Origin of the sequence: Pseudomonas abyssi (genome assembly GCF_003444685.1) — a bacterium.
Taxonomy (GTDB): domain Bacteria; phylum Pseudomonadota; class Gammaproteobacteria; order Pseudomonadales; family Pseudomonadaceae; genus Halopseudomonas; species Halopseudomonas abyssi.
The window spans coordinates 290,377-309,260 of sequence record NZ_LMAZ01000001.1 but is presented as its reverse complement, the minus strand read 5'-3'; the positions used below and the strand labels follow the sequence as shown (position 1 = coordinate 309,260).

At 62.6% G+C, this 18,884-nt stretch carries 17 protein-coding genes and 1 tRNA gene; 6 read left to right on the top strand and 12 right to left on the bottom strand.

The window, feature by feature from the left end; genetic code table 11:
* Nucleotides 1–9: 9 nt before the first annotated feature.
* The 4 genes from secD to queA all read right to left on the bottom strand — a co-directional run bounded on the left by secD (nucleotide 10) and on the right by queA (nucleotide 4,541).
* Nucleotides 10–1,878 (bottom strand): protein translocase subunit SecD, encoded by a 1,869-nt coding sequence (secD, locus tag ASB58_RS01515; protein WP_118129112.1) that lies wholly within the window; start codon nucleotides 1,876–1,878, stop codon nucleotides 10–12.
* A 61-nt stretch (nucleotides 1,879–1,939) separates the two neighbouring features.
* Nucleotides 1,940–2,272, bottom strand: coding sequence for a preprotein translocase subunit YajC (gene yajC / locus ASB58_RS01510; protein ID WP_083727541.1), 333 nt, complete (start codon nucleotides 2,270–2,272; stop codon nucleotides 1,940–1,942).
* A 95-nt stretch (nucleotides 2,273–2,367) separates the two neighbouring features.
* Nucleotides 2,368–3,486 (bottom strand): tRNA guanosine(34) transglycosylase Tgt, encoded by a 1,119-nt coding sequence (tgt, locus tag ASB58_RS01505; protein ID WP_165771233.1) that lies wholly within the window; start codon nucleotides 3,484–3,486, stop codon nucleotides 2,368–2,370.
* Nucleotides 3,487–3,491: 5 nt separating this feature from the next.
* Nucleotides 3,492–4,541, bottom strand: coding sequence for a tRNA preQ1(34) S-adenosylmethionine ribosyltransferase-isomerase QueA (gene queA / locus ASB58_RS01500; RefSeq protein WP_096003940.1), 1,050 nt, complete (start codon nucleotides 4,539–4,541; stop codon nucleotides 3,492–3,494).
* Between the two features lie 153 nt (nucleotides 4,542–4,694).
* Here queA and ASB58_RS01495 point away from each other — a divergent pair.
* Nucleotides 4,695–4,781 (top strand) — tRNA-Leu (locus tag ASB58_RS01495).
* A 32-nt stretch (nucleotides 4,782–4,813) separates the two neighbouring features.
* On the opposite strand, the gene ASB58_RS01490 is transcribed toward ASB58_RS01495, so the two are convergent.
* From ASB58_RS01490 to ASB58_RS01470, 5 genes are all read right to left on the bottom strand, one after another.
* Nucleotides 4,814–6,673 carry a DUF7844 domain-containing protein gene (locus tag ASB58_RS01490; RefSeq protein ID WP_118129966.1) on the bottom strand — a complete coding sequence of 620 codons (1,860 nt, stop codon included), beginning with the start codon at nucleotides 6,671–6,673 and terminating at the stop codon, nucleotides 4,814–4,816.
* A 35-nt stretch (nucleotides 6,674–6,708) separates the two neighbouring features.
* Nucleotides 6,709–7,023, bottom strand: a complete 315-nt coding sequence (locus ASB58_RS01485; RefSeq protein ID WP_118129111.1) for a DUF2388 domain-containing protein — start codon at nucleotides 7,021–7,023, stop codon at nucleotides 6,709–6,711.
* 74 nt (nucleotides 7,024–7,097) lie between these two features.
* A complete protein-coding gene (locus tag ASB58_RS01480) occupies nucleotides 7,098–7,814 on the bottom strand; it encodes a ZIP family metal transporter (RefSeq protein WP_096003937.1) in 717 nt (238 codons plus the stop codon).
* A gap of 71 nt (nucleotides 7,815–7,885) precedes the next feature.
* On the bottom strand, nucleotides 7,886–8,833 hold the full coding sequence (gene trxB / locus ASB58_RS01475) for a thioredoxin-disulfide reductase (protein ID WP_118129110.1): 948 nt from the start codon (nucleotides 8,831–8,833) through the stop codon (nucleotides 7,886–7,888).
* A 102-nt stretch (nucleotides 8,834–8,935) separates the two neighbouring features.
* The gene (locus ASB58_RS01470) at nucleotides 8,936–9,535 is read right to left on the bottom strand and encodes a peroxiredoxin (RefSeq protein ID WP_083727529.1); all 600 of its coding nucleotides are present in this window, start codon (nucleotides 9,533–9,535) and stop codon (nucleotides 8,936–8,938) included.
* Nucleotides 9,536–9,685: 150 nt separating this feature from the next.
* On the opposite strand from ASB58_RS01470, the gene cysZ reads away from it, so the two are divergent.
* Together cysZ and ASB58_RS01460 are read left to right on the top strand one after the other, a co-directional pair.
* Complete coding sequence (cysZ, locus tag ASB58_RS01465) at nucleotides 9,686–10,429, top strand: sulfate transporter CysZ (RefSeq protein ID WP_118129109.1); 744 nt, start codon at nucleotides 9,686–9,688, stop codon at nucleotides 10,427–10,429.
* A gap of 29 nt (nucleotides 10,430–10,458) precedes the next feature.
* Nucleotides 10,459–11,682, top strand: a complete 1,224-nt coding sequence (locus tag ASB58_RS01460) for a glycosyltransferase family 4 protein (protein WP_407920646.1) — start codon at nucleotides 10,459–10,461, stop codon at nucleotides 11,680–11,682.
* 23 nt (nucleotides 11,683–11,705) lie between these two features.
* Here the strand turns inward: ASB58_RS01460 and ASB58_RS01455 are convergent, their stop codons facing one another.
* The 3 genes from ASB58_RS01455 to ASB58_RS01445 form a co-directional block, all read right to left on the bottom strand.
* Entirely contained in the window at nucleotides 11,706–12,815 is a 1,110-nt protein-coding gene (locus ASB58_RS01455) for an NADH:flavin oxidoreductase (protein ID WP_118129107.1), read from the bottom strand.
* An 81-nt stretch (nucleotides 12,816–12,896) separates the two neighbouring features.
* The gene (locus ASB58_RS01450) at nucleotides 12,897–13,484 is read right to left on the bottom strand and encodes a TetR/AcrR family transcriptional regulator (RefSeq protein ID WP_118129106.1); all 588 of its coding nucleotides are present in this window, start codon (nucleotides 13,482–13,484) and stop codon (nucleotides 12,897–12,899) included.
* A gap of 140 nt (nucleotides 13,485–13,624) precedes the next feature.
* Nucleotides 13,625–14,110, bottom strand: coding sequence for an FKBP-type peptidyl-prolyl cis-trans isomerase (locus ASB58_RS01445; RefSeq protein ID WP_118129105.1), 486 nt, complete (start codon nucleotides 14,108–14,110; stop codon nucleotides 13,625–13,627).
* 194 nt (nucleotides 14,111–14,304) lie between these two features.
* Here ASB58_RS01445 and ASB58_RS01440 point away from each other — a divergent pair, with 194 nt between their 5' ends.
* The 3 genes from ASB58_RS01440 to ASB58_RS01430 all read left to right on the top strand — a co-directional run bounded on the left by ASB58_RS01440 (nucleotide 14,305) and on the right by ASB58_RS01430 (nucleotide 18,658).
* Nucleotides 14,305–15,504, top strand: a complete 1,200-nt coding sequence (locus tag ASB58_RS01440) for an acetate/propionate family kinase (RefSeq protein WP_118129104.1) — start codon at nucleotides 14,305–14,307, stop codon at nucleotides 15,502–15,504.
* Nucleotides 15,505–15,506: 2 nt separating this feature from the next.
* The gene (gene pta / locus ASB58_RS01435) at nucleotides 15,507–17,642 is read left to right on the top strand and encodes a phosphate acetyltransferase (protein WP_118129965.1); all 2,136 of its coding nucleotides are present in this window, start codon (nucleotides 15,507–15,509) and stop codon (nucleotides 17,640–17,642) included.
* Nucleotides 17,643–17,734: 92 nt separating this feature from the next.
* Entirely contained in the window at nucleotides 17,735–18,658 is a 924-nt protein-coding gene (locus tag ASB58_RS01430) for a 1-acylglycerol-3-phosphate O-acyltransferase, YihG family (RefSeq protein WP_118129103.1), read from the top strand.
* Nucleotides 18,659–18,884 lie beyond the last annotated feature (226 nt).

Here is an 18,884-nt window from a genome sequence, read left to right as displayed (position 1 = left end):
GCGTATTCCTCAGAGCCACAGCTTCTTCACATCGCGACCGCCAACGGCCAGGTTGACCATGGCGCGGGTCACCATAATGGCACTGAACATCGAGGTCACGATCCCCAGCGACAGGGTGACGGCAAAGCCCTTGATCGGCCCCGAGCCCATGGCGAACAGAATCACACCCACCAGCAGGGTCGTCAGGTTGCCGTCGATAATCGCCGAGAAGGCCTTGTCGAAACCTTCGTGCACCGCACGCTGGGGCGACATGCCGTTAAATATCTCTTCCCTGATACGCGAGAAGATCAGCACGTTGGCGTCGACCGCCATACCCAGCGTCAGCACGATACCGGCGATACCCGGCAGCGTGAGGGTAGCCCCCAACATGGACATCAACGCAATCAGCAGGATCAGGTTGAAGCTCAAGGCGATGCTGGCAAACACACCAAAGGCGCGGTAGATGATGATCATGAACACCAGCACGGCGATAAAGCCGACCTGGGTCGCGGTCACACCCTTGGCAATGTTTTCTGCCCCCAGGCTCGGGCCGATGGTGCGCTCTTCGACAAAGTGCATGGGCGCCGCCAGACCACCGGCACGCAGCAGCAGCGCCAGTTCGGAAGACTCGGCCGGCGAATCCAGACCGGTAATGCGGAACTGGGTACCCAGCGCGCTCTGAATGGTCGCCAGACTGATGATCGACTTCTCTTCGACAAAGGCCGGAACCTCGACCTCCTGCATCACGCCATCAACCTCTTCGGTAACCGTACGACTGATCTGACGCTGCTCGATAAACAGCACCGCCATGCCGCGCCCAATGTTGCTGCGCGTGGCGCGGTTCATCAGCTCGCCGCCGTGACTGTCGAGGTTGATGTTGACCTGCGGGCGACCGTTTTCGTCGTAGTTGGCTTGCGCATCGGTAACCTGGTCACCGGTAATGATGATGCTGCGCTCGACGTCTGCGACGCGTCCTTCGCTGCTACGGAAGGGAAAGGACTCGGTGGTCGCACGGGGCGCGTCCGGCTCGGCAGCCAGACGAAACTCCAGGTTGGCGGTCTTGCCCAGTACGCGCTTGGCCTCGGCAGTGTCCTGCACGCCCGGCAACTCGACCACGATGCGATCAGCACCCTGACGCTGCACCAGCGGCTCGGCCACACCCAATTCGTTAACCCGGTTGCGTACGGTGGTCAGGTTCTGGTTCACCGCGTAATCGCGAATGGCGGCAATCTCAGCCTCGGTCAGCGTCAGCTGCAGAACGTATTGCTCCTGACGCTCGGCAGTTTCCAGCGTGAACTGATTGTACTGCCGGGTAATCAGGCGGCGCGCCTCGCTGCGCTGATCTTCATCAGCAAAGCCAAACTGCAGGGTGTTGCCCTGGGTTGGCAGACTGCGATAGCGCAGGCCCTCGGTACGCATCAGGCCGCGAATCTCGCTCTGGTAGACGTTAACCCGCGACTCAATGGCCTTATCCATGTCCACCTGCAGCAGGAAGTGCACACCACCGGACAAGTCCAGGCCCAGCGTCATTGGACCAGCACCGATATTGCTCAGCCACTCGGGCGTGGTCGGCGCCAGATTCTGCGCCACCACATAATCGCGCCCCAGCGCGTCGCGCACCACATCCTGCGCCTTCAGCTGATCAGCGCGATTGACCAGACGCACCAGGCCTGAGCGGCCATTGGTGCCGAGCTCCGTGCCTTTGGTCGGCAGGTTGGCGGCGGCCAGCGCCTGCTCGATACGGTCGAGATCGGACTGCTGGATTTCCAGCGTGGAGCTGGCGCCGGAAATCTGAATGGCCGGATCATCCGGATACAGGTTGGGCATTGCATAGATCAGGCCCAGCGCCAGCACGGCCACGATCAGCAGGTATTTCCAGAGGGGGTAACGATTGAGCATATCAGGGCCTGAAGCAGTCCGGGCGCCTGATCGGCGCCCGGAACGGAGGTCTACGAGGGGATTAGATGGCTTTCAGCGTGCCCTTGGGCAGCACAGCCACGATCGAGCCTTTCTGGAACTTCAGTTCCTGGCTGTCGCCGACTTCCAGTACCACGAACTCGTCGGTCACCTTTTTCACTTTACCCAGGATGCCACCGCCGGTTACCACTTCATCACCTGTGGACAGACCGGCCAGCAGATTCTTGTGCTCCTTGGCGCGCTTGGCCTGCGGGCGCCAGATCATCAGATAGAAGATGACCACGAAGCCGATCAGAAAAATCCACTCGAAACCGGAACCCGCCGGTGCGGCTCCGCCTGCTGACTGTGCCATGGCGGCGGGGATGAAAAAGCTCATGTGACGCTCCTGTTATTGAACTGCGAAAAATCGGTTATGGGGGCGCTTCGGACACTATTCAAGCGCCGAGCTGCGCTGATCACATCCGCGGACGCTCAGGGCTCCAGCGGCGGTACCGGCCGGCCCAGTTTGGCGTAGAAGTTATCCACAAAGGCGCTCAATGTACCCTGTTGGATGGCACCGCGCAAACCTGCCATAAGCCGCTGATAATGCCGCAGGTTATGGATGGTATTGAGCATGCTGCCCAGCATTTCGCCGCACTTGTCCAGGTGATGCAGATAGGCGCGGGAGAAGTGCTGGCAGGTATAGCAATCGCATGCGGGGTCCAGCGGCGACTCGTCATGGCGGTGCACCGCGTTGCGAATCTTGATCACGCCCGCCTCGGTGAACAGATGCCCGTTGCGCGCATTGCGGCTGGGCATCACGCAATCGAACATGTCCACGCCGCGACGCACACCTTCCACCAGATCTTCGGGCTTGCCTACTCCCATCAGGTAACGAGGTTTTTCCGGCGGCATGTGGCCGGGCAGAAAATCCAGTACGCGGATCATTTCTTCCTTCGGCTCGCCGACCGACAGACCGCCAATGGCCAGACCGTCAAAACCGATCTCGCTCAGCCCTTCGAGCGAGCGCAGACGCAACTCTTCGTGCATGCCGCCCTGGATAATGCCGAACAGTGCCGAGGGATTGTCACCATGCGCCTGCTTGGAACGTTTGGCCCAGCGCAGCGACAGCTCCATGGAGCGGCGCGCGGTATCGACGTCAGCGGGGTAAGGCGTGCATTCGTCGAAGATCATCACGATGTCTGAGCCCAACGCGCGCTGGACCTGCATCGACTCTTCCGGCCCCATGAACACCTTGGCACCGTCAACCGGCGAAGAGAAGTACACCCCCTCCTCCTTGATCTTGCGCATGGCGCCAAGGCTAAACACCTGAAAGCCGCCAGAGTCGGTCAAAATCGGCCCCTGCCACTGCATGAAGTCATGCAGGTCGCCGTGTTTGCTGATCACCTCGGTACCCGGGCGCAGCCACAGATGGAAGGTGTTACCGAGGATGATTTGCGCGCCAATGGCCTCGATGTCACGCGGCAACATACCCTTGACCGTGCCGTAAGTGCCCACCGGCATAAACGCCGGGGTTTCCACCACCCCGCGCGGAAAGGTCAGACGCCCGCGGCGCGCCTTGCCATCGGTGGCAAGCAGTTCAAAGGACATATGACTCATGACGATACCTCAGGGCCGGTCGGGGCCGGGTTGCGGGTGATGAACATGGCATCACCGTAGCTGAAGAAACGGTACTTCTCGGCCACGGCTGCACGGTAGGCGGCCATGGTTTCCGGGTACCCGGCAAAGGCCGACACCAGCATCAGCAGCGTCGACTCGGGCAAATGAAAGTTGGTGACCAGCGCATCCACCACATGGAACGGCCGACCGGGATACAGAAAGATGTCGGTATCGCCACTGAAGGGCTTGAGCTCACCGTCGCGCGCTGCCGACTCGAGCGAGCGCACGCTGGTGGTGCCCACGGCAATCACCCGCCCGCCCCGCGCCTTGCAGGCCTCGACCGCCGCCACCACCTCAGGCGAGACCTCCAGCCACTCCTGATGCATGACATGGTCTTCAATCTTCTCGACGCGCACCGGCTGAAAGGTACCGGCGCCAACGTGCAGGGTCACCTCGGCGGTTTCCACACCCAGCCCGGCGATGGCATCGAGCAGCGGCTGATCAAAGTGCAGGCCGGCAGTGGGCGCTGCCACCGCGCCTTCGCGCTTGGCATAAACCGTCTGATAGCGCTCGCGATCGGCATCCTCATCAGGACGATCGATATAGGGCGGCAGCGGCATATGACCAACGCGCTGCAGCAGCGGCAGCACCGGCTCGGCAAAGCGCAGCTCGAACAAGGCATCATGCCGGGCGACCATCTCGGCCTCGGCGCCGCCATCAATCACAATCTGGCTGCCGGGCTTGGGCGACTTGCTGGAACGAATATGCGCCAGCACCCGATATTCATCCAGCACCCGCTCGACCAAGACTTCCAGCGCGCCGCCCGTGGCCTTGCGACCAAATAACCGCGCCGGAATGACCCGCGTATTGTTGAACACCATCAGGTCACCCGGGCGCAGGTATTCCAGCAGGTCCACGAACAGACGGTGTTCAAGCGTGCCGCTTGGCCCGTCCAGACACAGCAAACGGCTGCCACGCCGCTCGGCCAGCGGGTGGCGGGCGATCAGGTCGTCGGGCAGCTCAAAATCAAAATCACTGAGGCGCATGCGGCAAGCGGATCCGAAATGGCAGAAAAAAGGGCCGCTATAGTAGCGGAAAACCACCACATTCGCGATCTGTCAGTCGCCAACAGGATTGACCACAGCCATCCCGGCTCCTTATACTCCGCGCCTGTCTTGCGCAGCCACTGCGCCCGGCAAGCCCCGATGGCGGAATTGGTAGACGCGACGGATTCAAAATCCGTTTCTGGTAACAGAGTGGGAGTTCGATTCTCCCTCGGGGCACCATTCGCGTTCTGTGAATGGAGCCATCCCCCTGACTATTGCTCACCTCTCAGCGCCTTGATGCGTTCGCGTAACAGCTGCAGATTATCCTGCCCGCCCTGCAAGCGTGCCTGCTGGGCAGCAGACAGCAGCGCCGGCAATGCCGCGTCCAGCCTCTTTTCCAGCTGCAGCAACGCTGCGCCTCGCTGCTGCGAACGTGCTTCCAGCATTTGCCACTCGCGTGCTTGCGGCAACCCGTAACCCTCGGGCAGGAGATCAGCCGGTCGACTGAGAAAACCGCGCTCCAGCAGCAACTGACCAATCAGGTCACCGGCCTCACGCATGGCCTCCTCCGCGTCGCCGTCCAGATAGCGCAGTTTGAGACTGTGCTGTGCGGCCAGCAGCTCCCGTCGCACGGCGGCCTGCTCCAGCAACAACAAGCCGGCGCTCGCGCGCAGATCCGCAGCAGCAAACCAGGGCCGGCGCTCGGCGGGCGGCAGTGCCAGCCAGTGTTCGACCTCCTCGGCAGGCAAGCCCAGCTCGGCGCGCAGCGGCTGGAATATCTGCCGGTAACGCTCGGCATAGGAATCAAAGCGATAGCCCAGCCGCAGCGCCTCGGCCGGGTCACCCAGTACGCTGGCATCAGCCATGCTCCGCGCCTGCAGCGCCTGCAGCAGCCCTATCGGCGTCTGACTGTCGAGATCCAGCAGCTTTGGGCTGTCGGTCCCGGTGCGTAACAGCTTGAGTGTCTCAACTGCACAGTTATTGCTGACAAAGTAGTAACGCCCGTCATAGCTCCAGTGCAGCATGGCGCTCTGCTGCGCCACGCCGGCAATCTGCTCTCGGCTCAGCAACAGGGGCACGGAACGCAAGGCGCGCAGCTCAAGCTTGGTATATTCATCCACCACTTGAGCCAGCGGCAGCATGAACAGGCGGGAAGGATAATTCCCTACCAGCCCGTCCCAGTGCGATAGCTGCACGTCCTGGACGAAGGCGCGGAAAGACAGCACCAAGTGCTGGTCCAGATCGAGCATGCAGTCCGGACCGCGCACACGACCCGGCGCGCAGACCACCAGCCGCAGCATGCTGTGCCCCCAGCGGCTCGCCCACTCCTCGTTAGGCTCAGCCAGCAGGTAATGCACGGCATAGATACGCTCCGGATCAAGCCAGCCAACCACGGGCTGATCGGGGCCGCTGGCGGCATTCAGATAGGGATAGCTGTCGGCACAGGCAGCCGCCTCCGGCGACCAGCCTTCAAAGTGCGCAGTGAAGTAGGCGTGCAGCGCCGGCCGGCGGCAGGCGTAATCCGGGTCCAGCAGAAAGTACTCTGCGTTGACGGCGACAAATTCGGCGGGGCTATCCAGCTCATAGGCATCCGGGGAGCGCAACACCTGATCATTGGCCGCTTCTCGCTCACCACGCGAAGCCACCCGCTGCGGCCAGCCGGCCAGATCCAACAGGCGCGGATCATCACTCAGGCGAAAACGCCGCTCGCCCTGCCCGCGGCACCCCGCCGGCAACCCTACTGCGCCCTGCGTCTGCAGGCGAGCGCCGCAGTACCAGCGCAGCCTGGCTGGCGGGCCGAGACGGTCGTACAGATGTATCACCTCGTGCAGCAGCGTGCACAGGGCCAATGCCTGGTCACGCTGCTGCAGCAGACGCCGATCAAGCTGCAGGCGACCACCCGCCGTAGCACGCCCGCTGACGCCTGCCGGCAGCCCCGCAGACCAGGCCAGCGGCACAGCCACATCCAGCTGCGCCTTTAACTGCGGCGGCAAGGACGCCTGCGCAGCGCGCGTCAGCTCACCTGTGAATGCACTCTCGGCAGCATCCAGCCCATCCAGCTCGGCAACAAACCGCAGAGCGGCAGAGGCCGGCGTTGCCAGCAACAGCAACAGCAGCAACCGCAGCGTCATGCGCACGAGGTACACAGCGCTGCGGCGCGAACTGCTCACTGGGCGAGAATATCCTCGGCCAGCTGCATGTCACTGGCCTCCAGGCCCGGTTGCTGCGCACGCAGCTGCTGCAGCGCCGCTTCCAGCTGAACACCACGAATCGCGCCGTTGCTGGCAACAAAGCTGGCGGCATCATCACGCGCCTGCATGACCACCTTGTTGTTGCCGCCAGTGGAGGCATCACTGGTGCCTTCTACGCTATTAGCAAGCGAAGAGCCGATGGTATCGGTGGTGCCGACGAAGCTGCTGGCAGCAGCGTTGCCAGCGACCACAAGCAGACCAGCGGCGGCCAGGGCAGAGAGGGTTTTCATAACGATATTCCTTTTCAGTGAGGTTACCGCCGTCACCGCAGAGGGACAGAGGCGACCGGTAAACGCTGGCAGGCTCAGGCCATCGTCAACTGATGACCGACCATCCCCAGCACAAAACCGAGCACCGCGCCCATGGGCGGCGCCCAGTGACGATCAATCTTCGCCTGCGGCGCGATGTCCTGAAATACTGAATAGCAGATACCGCCGGCGGCGAACAGCATTACCCCCGCAACAACGCTCGGGAATTGCGCCAGCCAGCCGTAGCCGAGCAGGCCACACAGCGGGCCAAGCAAGGCCATGAGGGCAAACAGCGCGGTTACCCTGCGCACAGCGTAGTGGGTACTGGCACGCAGCTCACGACAGGCGTTAAAGCCTTCAGGCAGATTCTGCAGCATCATCAGGCAGGCCAGCAGCACCCCACCGGAACCCCCAGCGGCGAAGGCGGCGCCAAGGGCGATGGACTCGGGAATAAAGTCGGACAGCATGGCGGCCAACTGACTGGCCGGGGTGTTGATGCGATAAAGCAGCAGATCCAGCCCCATGAAGGCCGCTCCGCCAAGGACAAACCAGAATGCGGAACTGGCGGGCGACAGCACCTCGATCCCCTCGGGCACCAGCACCAGCGCCACCGCCGACAACAAAGCCCCACCACCGAAGGCGATAATGCCGTGGCGACGCTCTTCATCCAGCCAATTGGGTCGGATGGACTCCACGCCGGCCAGCAGGGCTCCCGCCGGCATCGCCATGCCAGCCATCAGCGTCAGCCCGATCACCATGATCCACTCTTCCATTTACCCCGCCTCCTGCCAAGCAAAAACCCCGCCTCGACGCGACCGTCGAGGCGGGGTTTCGGACCATCAGATTACAGCTCGTCGAGGAACCGCTCCGCATCCAGCGCCGCCATGCAGCCAGCACCAGCAGAGGTGATCGCCTGACGGTAAACGTGGTCGGCGACATCGCCTGCGGCAAACACCCCCGGAATATTGGTCTGAGTGGCATTACCTTCAGTGCCGCTGTTGATTTTCAGGTAGCCGTCTTTCATCTCCAGTTGCCCTTCGAACAGGCCGGTATTGGGTGTGTGGCCGATGGCAATAAAGACACCTGCCAGGGCGATGTCCTCAGTGCCGCCGCCGTTCAGGGCGATGCGCATGCCGGTCACGCCACTGTCGTCACCCAGCACCTGGTCCAGCGTGGCGTTGAGTTTCAGCTCGATCTTGCCTTCAGCGACACGGGCCATCAGCTTGTCGACCAGAATCTTCTCGGCGCGGAAGCTGTCACGGCGATGCACCAGGGTCACCTTCTTGGCGATATTGGCCAGGTACAGGGCCTCTTCAACCGCCGTGTTGCCGCCACCCACCACCGAGACGTCCTGATTACGATAGAAGAACCCGTCACAGGTCGCGCAGGCAGACACGCCCTTGCCCATAAAGGCCTCTTCAGAGGGCAGACCGAGGTAGCGAGCCGACGCACCGGTGGCGATGATCAGTGCATCGCACTGATACTCGCCGCTGTCGCCCCACAGCTTGAGCGGGCGGCTGGTCAGATCGACCTTGTTGATGTGGTCAAACTGGATCTCGGTCTCAAAGCGTTCGGCATGCTTGCGCATCCGCTCCATCAGGTCCGGACCCTGCAGGCCTTCGACGTCGCCCGGCCAGTTGTCCACCTCGGTGGTCGTGGTCAGCTGACCGCCCATCTGCATCCCGGTGATCAGCAGCGGCTTGAGGTTGGCGCGCGCAGCGTAGACTGCAGCGCTGTAGCCAGCAGGGCCGGAGCCGAGGATGATCAGACGGGCGTGACGCACTTCAGACATGTAAACCTCCCAATTCGCCAGCGTACTGGCGGCAGTAATAAAACGGGCAGTCAGGGGTAAGGGGTCCCCGGAACAACGTGACCGCCCCAAAAACGAATTCGATCACAGCTCGCTGGCATGCTCCGCCAGATAGCTGGCAACGCCTGCGGCACTGGCCTGCATACCCTTCTGCCCCTTGCGCCAGCCGGCCGGGCAGACCTCGCCGTGCTCTTCGGTGAACTGCAGCGCCTCGACCAAGCGGATCATCTCATCCACTTCACGGCCCAGCGCCAGATTGTTCACCACCTGATGCTGCACGATACCCGCACGATCAATCAGGAAGGAGGCACGCAACGCCACCCCATCCTCATGTTCGATGCCGTAGGCACGGGTAATCTCATGTCGCACATCGGCGACCATGGTGAAATCCACCGGTCCGATACCACCCTGCTCCACCGGCGTATTGCGCCAGGCAAAGTGGGTGAACTGCGAGTCAATGGATACCCCCACCACCTCAACCCCCAGCGCGCGGAATTTGTCCATGCGATTGTTGTGCGCAATGATTTCCGAGGGGCAGACAAAGGTGAAATCCAGCGGCCAGAAAAACATGACCACATAACGACCACGCAGACTGCTTGAGTCAAAGGCATCAACGATGCTGCCATCGGCCAGCACGGCCGGCGCGACAAAATCCGGCGCCGCACGGTTTACCAGAACGCTCATCCCATTCTCCAGGACAATGGAGCGCAGCTTAAGGCGCTCGGACACATTAGGACATTGCAAAGACTGTATCAGCCAAATAGTTTACCCCTATAGTGCCCGGCTAGGCACTGCACAATTCTGCACGAAAACTCCCTTCCAGGATCAGGCACAATGAAGCACGTAACCGACCTCATGCGCGGCCCCGACTACCTCAAAGAAGGCTGGCGCACCCTGCATCAACCGGGCCTGCGGCGCTTTGTGCTGATCCCGCTGGTACTGAATCTGATCCTGTTCAGCGCACTGATCGGCTGGGGCATTCAGCAATTCGATCTGTGGATGACGCGCCTGATGCCGCAGCTGCCGGACTGGGCCGCCTTTGTCGAATGGCTGCTGTGGCCGCTGTTTGCCCTGGTGGTCCTGCTGGTGCTGTTTTTTGGCTTCAGCGTGGTCGCCAACATCATCGCCTCGCCGTTTTACGGCATTCTGGCGGAGAAAATCGCCGAACAGGAGCGCAACGAGGTCAGTCCGCCGACCGGCTGGCGCGACATCGCCATGCTGGTTCCGCACAGCGTCGGCCGCGAGCTGCGCAAGCTGCTCTACTACCTGCCACGCATGGTGGCACTGTTGCTGCTTACGTTGATTCCGGTGGTGAACCTGATCGCCTCCCCGCTGCTGCTGGCCTTTGGCGTATGGATGATGGCGGTGCAGTACATCGACTATCAGGCTGATAACGACAAGGTCGGTTTTCGCGACATGCTGCGCTGGATGCAGACGCGCCGCAGCCTGTCGCTGGGCTTTGGCCTGCCGGTGTATGTCGGCATGCTGATTCCGCTGGTCAACCTGCTGGTGATGCCGACCGCCGTGGCAGCCTCTACCCTGCTGTGGGTACGCGAGCGCGAGCAGCAAGCATCATAAAAGCGTCATAAAGATGTCACGCTCCGATCATGGCGGCTGTCCATACTCGGAGCATGACCATACCAGACTCGCCCGGCCGCTGCTTCGCACTGGTCACTGAAACCTATCCCCCGCAGATCAACGGCGTCGCCAACACCCTTGGCCAGCTGTGCAGTGGCCTGCTCGCGCGCCAGCACCGCGTGCAACTGGTACGCCCGGCACTGGCCGACGAGCGCCCGGGCAGCGACAGGCAGGGCGACCTGCTGGAACGCCGTGTACGCGGTATGCCGATCCCCGGCTACGCCAGCCTGCAATGGGGGCTGCCGGCCGGCCACCAGTTGCGTCGCCTGTGGCAGCGCGAACGCCCGGATGCCGTCTATCTGGCGACCGAGGGCCCGCTGGGCTGGTCCGCGCTGCGCGTCGCGCGGCGCTTGCAGATTCCGGTCATCAGCGGCTTTCATACCAACTTCCAGCAGTACAGCGACCACTTCCATCTCGGGCTGCTGCACGGGCCCGCCATGCGCTATCTGCGCTGGTTTCACAACCAGACGTTGAGCACGCTGGTCGCCAGCTCGACGCAACAACGCGAGCTGAGCCGCCTGGGCGTGAACAACCTGTGCCTGCTTGGTCGCGGCGTTGATTGCAGGCGCTTCCATCCCGCGCACCGCAGCAGCGAGCTGCGCAGCACCTGGGGCGCCGCCGACAACGATCTGGTGATGCTGCATGTGGGCCGCCTGTCGCCAGAGAAAAACCTGGCGCTGCTGGCCGAGGCCTGGGACCAGGTCAGCACCCAGGACACCAGCGGCCGCAAACTGCATCTGGTGATTGTCGGCGACGGCCCGGCCCGCGCTGAACTGCAACGCCGCCTACCCCACGCCGTGTTTACTGGCGCACTGACCGGCGAGCCGCTGGCAGCAGCCTACGCCAGCGCCGATATCTTCGTCTTCCCCAGCCTGACCGAAACCTTTGGCAACGTGGTGACCGAAGCCATGGCCTCGGGCCTGGCAGTCTGCGCCTTTGATACGGCGGCAGCTCACCAGCACATTCAGGATAGGTACAGCGGCAGTCTGGCGCCCGTGGCCCATGACCGGGTATTTATCGAGAATCTGCAATGGCTAACGGCAGACAGGGAGGGGCGGCGCAGTATCCGCCTGCATGCGCGGCATCGGGCCTGCCAATTGGACTGGAGCAGCATCGTGCAGCGCTTTGAGCGCTACCTGCTGCAGGCCGCCGGGCGGCAGCCTGCGTTGGCACAGGCAGTGCCGAGCAAGTAGCCCGGACTGCCTGATACGACGGCTCAGACCAGGGTCTTGAGCGCGTCGCGGCTGAACGGAGCGATATCGTCAAAGCGACCTTCGCGTACCTTGTCAGCCCACTGCGGATCTACCAGCAGCGCACGACCAACGGCGACCAGATCAAACTCGTCCGCATCCAGACGCTCCAGCAGGCCGTCGATATTGGCGGTCTGGGCCACCTTGTCGGTGTTGACCATGAACTGCAGGAACTCGCCGTCCAGGCCGACGCTGCCAACAGTGATGCACGGCTTGCCGGTGATCTTGCGGGTCCAGCCAGCCAGGTTCAGCTCGGAGCTTTCGAACTCCGGCTCCCAGAAGCGACGCTGCGAGCAGTGGAAGATGTCCACGCCAGCGTCAGACAGCGGTGTCAGGAACTGCTCCAGCAGCTCGGGAGTCGGCGCCAGACGTGCGGTGTAATCCTGCTGCTTCCACTGGGAGAAGCGGAAGATGATCGGGTAGTCGGCACCCACAGCCGCGCGCACGGCCTTGATGATCTCGACCGCGAAGCGACCACGGTTCTCCATGCTGCCGCCGTACTGATCTTCGCGCTGGTTAGTGCCTTCCCAGAAGAACTGATCGATCAGGTAACCGTGGGCACCGTGCAGTTCAATGGCGTCAAAGCCCACGTCCTTGGCATCCTTGGCAGCCTTGGCAAAGGCCGCAACCACGTCATCGATATCCTGCTGAGTCATACCCTTGACCAGCACCTTGCCATCTTTCTGCTTTTCCATCGGGCCGTAGCCGGGCACGTCACCATTCGGCTCGGTGCCGAGGCGACGGACGTTGCCGACGTGCCACAGCTGCGGTGCAATCTTGCCACCGGCGGCGTGCACCGCATCAACAACCTGCTTCCAGCCGGCCAGCGCGTCTTCACCGTAGAAGTGGGGCACGTTCGGGTAGCCGTTGGCCGCCGCGTGATCAACCACGGTGCCTTCGGTAATGATCAGGCCCACACCGGATTCGGCACGGCGACGGTAGTAATCGACCACTGCCTGATTCGGCACGCCCTTGGGCGAGAAGTTGCGGGTCATCGGCGCCATCACGATGCGATTGGACAGCGCCAGATTGCCCAGGGTGAAGGGCTTGAACAGCGGGGTTACGGTTGTGGACATACATACTCTCCTGAAAGGGACTGACCAGAACGCTTGTCAACCTGCAAGCTGACCAGTCGTCTTGTCTTTATGGAATGGTTTTCAAGGCTGCAGCAAGCGCTCCAGCTGCTGAATGAACACGCGCAAGGGACCGATCTGACGGTCGGCCTTCATACGCAGCAGCGCCCCCTCCCAGGCGGCACTGACAAAGCCGGCCAGCGCGGCCGGGTCCTGATCCGCAGCGATCTCGCCCGCAGCCTGCGCCTCGGACAGGCAGTCTGCCAACACCTGATTGGAGCGCTGCAGAATGGCGCTGGCAGCGTAACCGATGGGTTGGCTCTCCTCTGCCATTTCGTGACACAGGCTACCGATAAAACACTGGTGGCTAGGCTGCTCCTGATTGGCGAAATACCCCACCAGATCCCGGTAACAGCGCAGGATACGCTCGCGCGGCGACAGCTGTGGCGCACTCAACGCATCGGCAAAACGCTCGATACGCGGCGTGTAGTAGTAGTGCAGCGCCTGAATGGCAAAGTCTTCCTTACTTTCGAAGTAGTGATAGAAAGACCCCTTGGGTACACCGGCACCCTGGGTGATTTCCTGCACTCCAGTGCCGTTGTAGCCCTTGCGCAGCATGACCGCGGTGCCGGAGGCCAGAATGCGCGCGCGTTTGTCTTGGATAGCGTTCATGCGAACACTATACGACCGGTCAACTTTGACTGATAGCCATAAATACACACCATAAATATTAGTGATAAAGCACTATCAGAACAGCCAGCCGCAGATACAAAAAAACCGGGCCTGAGCCCGGTTTTCTGGCGCATCAGCGATCAGTGCTGATGACCACCTTCACCGTGGACGTGACCGTGAGCGATCTCTTCGTCCTGGGCGTCGCGCACTTCAACGACCTTCACTTCAAAGGTCAGACGCTCGCCAGCCAGCGGGTGATTGCCATCGACAGTCACTTCGTCACCTTCCAGTGCCTTGATGGTGACGATCTGCATGCTGCCGTCGGGGCCGGAGGCGTGGAACTGCATGCCCACTTCCAGCTCGTCGACACCTTCGAACATATTGCGACCCAGCACCGCAATCAGCTCTGCATTGAAGTCACCGTAAGCCTCTTCCGGCTCGACAGTCACCTTGATCTCGTCACCGCTCTGCTTGCCTTCCAGCGCCTTTTCCAGACCCGGAATGATGTTGCCGGCACCGTGCAGGTAGACCAGCGGCGCACCACCGACGGACGAATCCAGCACTTCGCCATCATCGTTGGTCAGGGTGTAGTCGATGGACACGGCCTTGTTGGCAGCAATCTGCATAATCTCTTTCCTGTGGTTTTGGGGTAACAGGGGAAGCGCTGATTAATCTGCGCTTCCCAAGCCCAAAGTGTACGCGCTATAGCCCAGAAACGCACGGCTTGACCCGACAGGAGGGGCACCGGAAGATGGTCGAACCCACCGGCTTCAATGCGGTCCATAACTCCAGATTCGGCTGAAAGGAATTCGCTCGTACCATGACAAACCGCCTCGTACTGGTCATTAACGGGGGCAGCTCCTCCATCAAAGTGGCCCTGCGCCGCGAGAACACCGCCGGCGCCATCTTCGAGGCGATCGCCGAGCGCCTGAATACAGCCCAGGCCCGCCTGTCCACCTCGGACGGTCTGGAACGGGAGCTGTCCGGTGCCGATCACCTCGCCGCGCTGGACGCCTTGCTACCGCTGGTGGACTCCCACCTGGACCAGCCGCTCAGCGCGGTGGGCCACCGCGTGGTACACGGCGGCGAACGCTTCACCAGCGCGCGCCAGATCGATGACGAGGTGATTGCCGGCATCCAGGCCAACGCACCGCTGGCACCGCTGCACAACCCGGCCAACCTGACCGGCATTCGCGCTGCCCTGAAGCTGCTACCGGGCACGCCGCAATTCGCTGTCTTCGATACGGCCTTCCACCAGAGCATGCCGCCCCACGCCTTTCGCTACGCCCTGCCCGACGAGCTGTACGCGGTGCACGGTGTGCGCCGCTACGGCTTTCACGGCACCAGCCACAAATACGTCAGCGACCAGGCCAGCGTGCTCTGTGGCAAGGAGCGCGGCACCGGCGCCTGGCTGACCGCCCACTTGGGCAACGGCTGCTCCAGCTGCGCGGTGCTGGATGGTCGCAGCATGGATACCAGCATGGGCCTGACGCCGCTGGAGGGCTTGGTCATGGGCACCCGCAGCGGTGACGTGGACCCGAACCTGCACGCGCACTTGGCGCGCACACTCGGCTGGGACCTGCCGCGCATCGAGCACCTGCTCAACCGCGAAAGCGGCCTGCTCGGACTCTCCGGGTTGTCCAACGACATGCGCGAGCTGGAACAGGCCCGCGCCGACGGTCACAGCGGCGCGCAGCTGGCGATCGAGGTATTCTGTTATCGCCTCGCCCGCTCGCTGGCCGGGCTGGCGGTCGCGCTGCCGCGCATCGACGGCCTGATCTTCACCGGCGGCATTGGCGAGAACTCCGCGCTGACCCGCGCACTGACGGTCAAGCATCTGGCCGTCATGGGCCTGCAGCTGGATCCGGACAGCAACAGCCTGCTGCCGCGCGGCGAGGCTGGCCGGGTGGAAGCCGAAGGCTCACCGGCCATTCTGGTGATACCAACCGACGAGGAACGCCAGATCGCCGACGAGAGCCTCACCCTGCTCGACACGCAGCCAAGGAGCCCAATGGCATGAGCCTGCACACTTTCTTTGTCGCCCCCACTGGTTTTGGGGTCGGTCTTACCTCCACCAGCCTCGGCCTGATTCGCGCCCTGGAGCGCACCGGCCTGAAGGTGCACTTTCTCAAGCCCATCGCTCAGCCACACCCGGGCGACGACGGCCCGGAGCGCTCCAGCGAGCTGATCAGCCGCACCCTTGGCCTGACGCCGCCGCCTGCGATGACGCTGTCCCAGGTAGAGCACCAGCTCGCCATGGGCGAGCTGGACGAGGTGCTGGAAGAGATTGTCAGCCGCTATCAGCAGGCCGCCCTGGAGGCAGACGTTGTCGTAGTAGAAGGCATGGTCCCCACCCGGCAAAGCAACTACGCCAGCCAGATCAACCAGCAGTTGGCCAAGAGCCTGGATGCGGACGTGATTCTGGTAACCGCCCCGGACGGTGACGACTTCGCCACGCTGGCCGATCGTATCGAGATCAACGCCCAGACCTTTGGCGGCCTCAAGCATCCGAAGGTGCTGGGCGTGATCATCAACAAGGTAAAGGCACTGGCCACCGAAACCAGCGCCGACATCCCTGACCGCCCGACGCTCAAGAGCACCCTGAAGGACTTTGCCCAGAGCCTGCGCGAGGCCTCCAGCCGGCTCGATACCGACGACTTCCGACTGATCGGCTGCGTGCCCTGGCAAGAAGAGCTGAACGCGCCACGCACCTCCGACATCGCGGAGCTGCTCAGGGCTACCACCTTCCATGCCGGCGACATGCAGCAACGCCGGGTGATGGAAATGGCGCTGTGCTCCCGCACGGTGCCCAACATCATTCACCTGCTGCGCCCTGGCGCGCTGATTGTCACTCCGGGTGATCGCGATGACATCATCATCGCCAGCTCGCTCGCCTCGCTGTCCGGCACACCGCTGGCCGGCCTGCTGCTGACCGGCGGCTATGAGCCCAACCCGCGCGTCATCCAGCTGTGCCAACCGGCACTGGACCAGGGGCTGCCAATTCTCGGCGTACCGACCGACACCTTCGCCACCGCGACCCAGCTCGACCGCATGAACCGCGAGATCCCGATCGACGACCGCGAGCGCGCCGAGAAGGTGACCGACTTTGTCGCCAGCCATATCGACCATGTCTGGCTGGCCAAACGCTGCGACACACCGCGCGAAAAGCGCATGTCGCCGCCGGCGTTCCGCTACGAGCTGGTGCGCCAGGCCCAGCACGCCGCCAAGACCATCGTGCTGCCCGAAGGCGACGAACCGCGCACAGTGCAGGCCGCCGCCATCTGCCAGCGCCGGGGCATCGCCAACTGCATCCTGCTGGCCAAACGCGAGTCGGTTGAAGCGGTAGCCCGCGCCCAGCACATCGCCCTGCCCGAGGGCCTGCAGATCGTCGACCCGGATCAGGTGCGCGAGCGCTACGTGGCTCCCATGGTCAAGCTGCGCGAGGGCAAGGGGCTGAACGAGCCCATGGCCCTGCAACAGCTTGAAGACAACGTGGTGCTCGGCACCATGATGCTGGCGCTAGATGAGGTCGACGGGCTGGTGTCTGGCGCCATTCACACCACCGCCAACACCATTCGCCCGGCGTTTCAGCTGATCAAGACGGCCCCCGGTTACAACTTGGTGTCATCGATCTTCTTCATGCTGCTGCCCGAGCAGGTGCTGGTCTACGGCGACTGCGCGGTGAACCCCGACCCCAGCGCCGAGGATCTGGCAGAGATTGCCATTCAGAGCGCGCGCTCGGCCGAAGCCTTTGGGATTCCGGCGCGCGTGGCAATGATCAGCTACTCCACCGGCACCTCCGGCAGCGGCAGCGAAGTCGAGAAAGTCCGCGAGGCAACCCGTCTGGCCCGCGAACGCGAGCCCGGACTGTTGCTCGACGGCCCGCTCCAGTATGATGCCGCCGCCATCGCCAGTGTCGGCCGCCAGAAAGCGCCAGACAGCCCGGTGGCCGGTCAGGCGACGGTGTTCGTCTTCCCTGACCTGAACACCGGTAATACCACCTACAAGGCGGTACAGCGCAGTGCCAACGTGGTCAGCGTCGGCCCCATGCTGCAGGGCCTGCGCAAACCGGTGAACGACCTGTCTCGCGGCGCGCTGGTCGACGATATCGTCTATACCATTGCGCTGACCGCCATCCAGGCCTACAACAACGAATAGACGACAGCCGCATACGCGGGTACCACGCCGTGAACGTCGTCTGAGACCAATAAGAATGGCCGCCTGCGGGCGGCCCTGGACGAGCCGAACCCATGCTGTCGTTTCTGCCTGCCCCCGTACGGGGCACCCTTGCCGCACTGCTGCTGGTGCTTAACACCCTGGTGCATGCGCCTATTCTGTTTGTCTTCGCGCTGATCAAGCTGATACCGATACCCGCGCTGCGCACCTGGTGCACCCGGGTGATGATCAGCGTTGCCGAATTCTGGATGCGCTGCAACAGCGGCTGGATGGCCCTTAGCGGCAATATTCGCTGGGACATCGAAGGACGCGAGCGACTGGACTACAACGGCTGGTATCTGGTCACCAGCAACCACCAAAGCTGGGTCGACATTCTGGCCCTCCAGCACGTACTGAACCGCCATATGCCGATGCTCAAGTTCTTCCTCAAGCAGGAATTGATCTGGGTGCCGGTGATCGGCCTGTGCTGGTGGGCCCTCGACTTTCCCTTCATGAAGCGCTACACCAAGGCCTACCTGGCCAAGCACCCGGAAAAGGCCGGGCAGGACCTGGCGACCACGCGCAAGGCCTGCGAGAAGTTCAAAAGCACGCCGGTGGCCATCTTCAACTTTCTCGAAGGCACCCGCCTGACTCCCGCCAAGCACCAGCAACAGCAGTCGCCATTCAAGTACCTGCTCAAACCCAAGTCCGGCGGCATCGCCTTTGTGCTCGATGCCATGGGTGAGCAGTTGCGCTCGCTGCTGGATATCACCATCCACTACCCCGGCGGCAACCCGAGCTTCTGGGGGCTGATGTGCGGCAAGGTCACCCACGTCGTCATGCACCTGGAACTCAAGCCGATTCCGGCCGAGTTTATTGGCCGCAATTACCAGGAAGACGAAGCCTTTCGCGCCGAGTTCCAGGCCTGGGTAAACCAGCTCTGGATCGACAAGGACGCACACATGGCGCGTTTGCACCAGCAATATCCGACGCCGGCTGATCGGGCGAAGGAGCAATAGCGCTGGGCGCCTGGGGCGCTAGCCGTGCGTTGGATTTACCGCTAAAAAGGTCCATCACATGTCACCAGGATGGTCCTTCCAGTCCGCTGAGCACTTTATGCACTGCGCTGTTACCCAGTTGGCCTTTCGCCTTCACGGCGAGCCAAGGGGCACCCGACTACGCGGCCCTTCGGGTTCGCTGCGTTGCTCGGGCTAACGGGGGTGGCCGGCGAGGTAGTCATAAAAC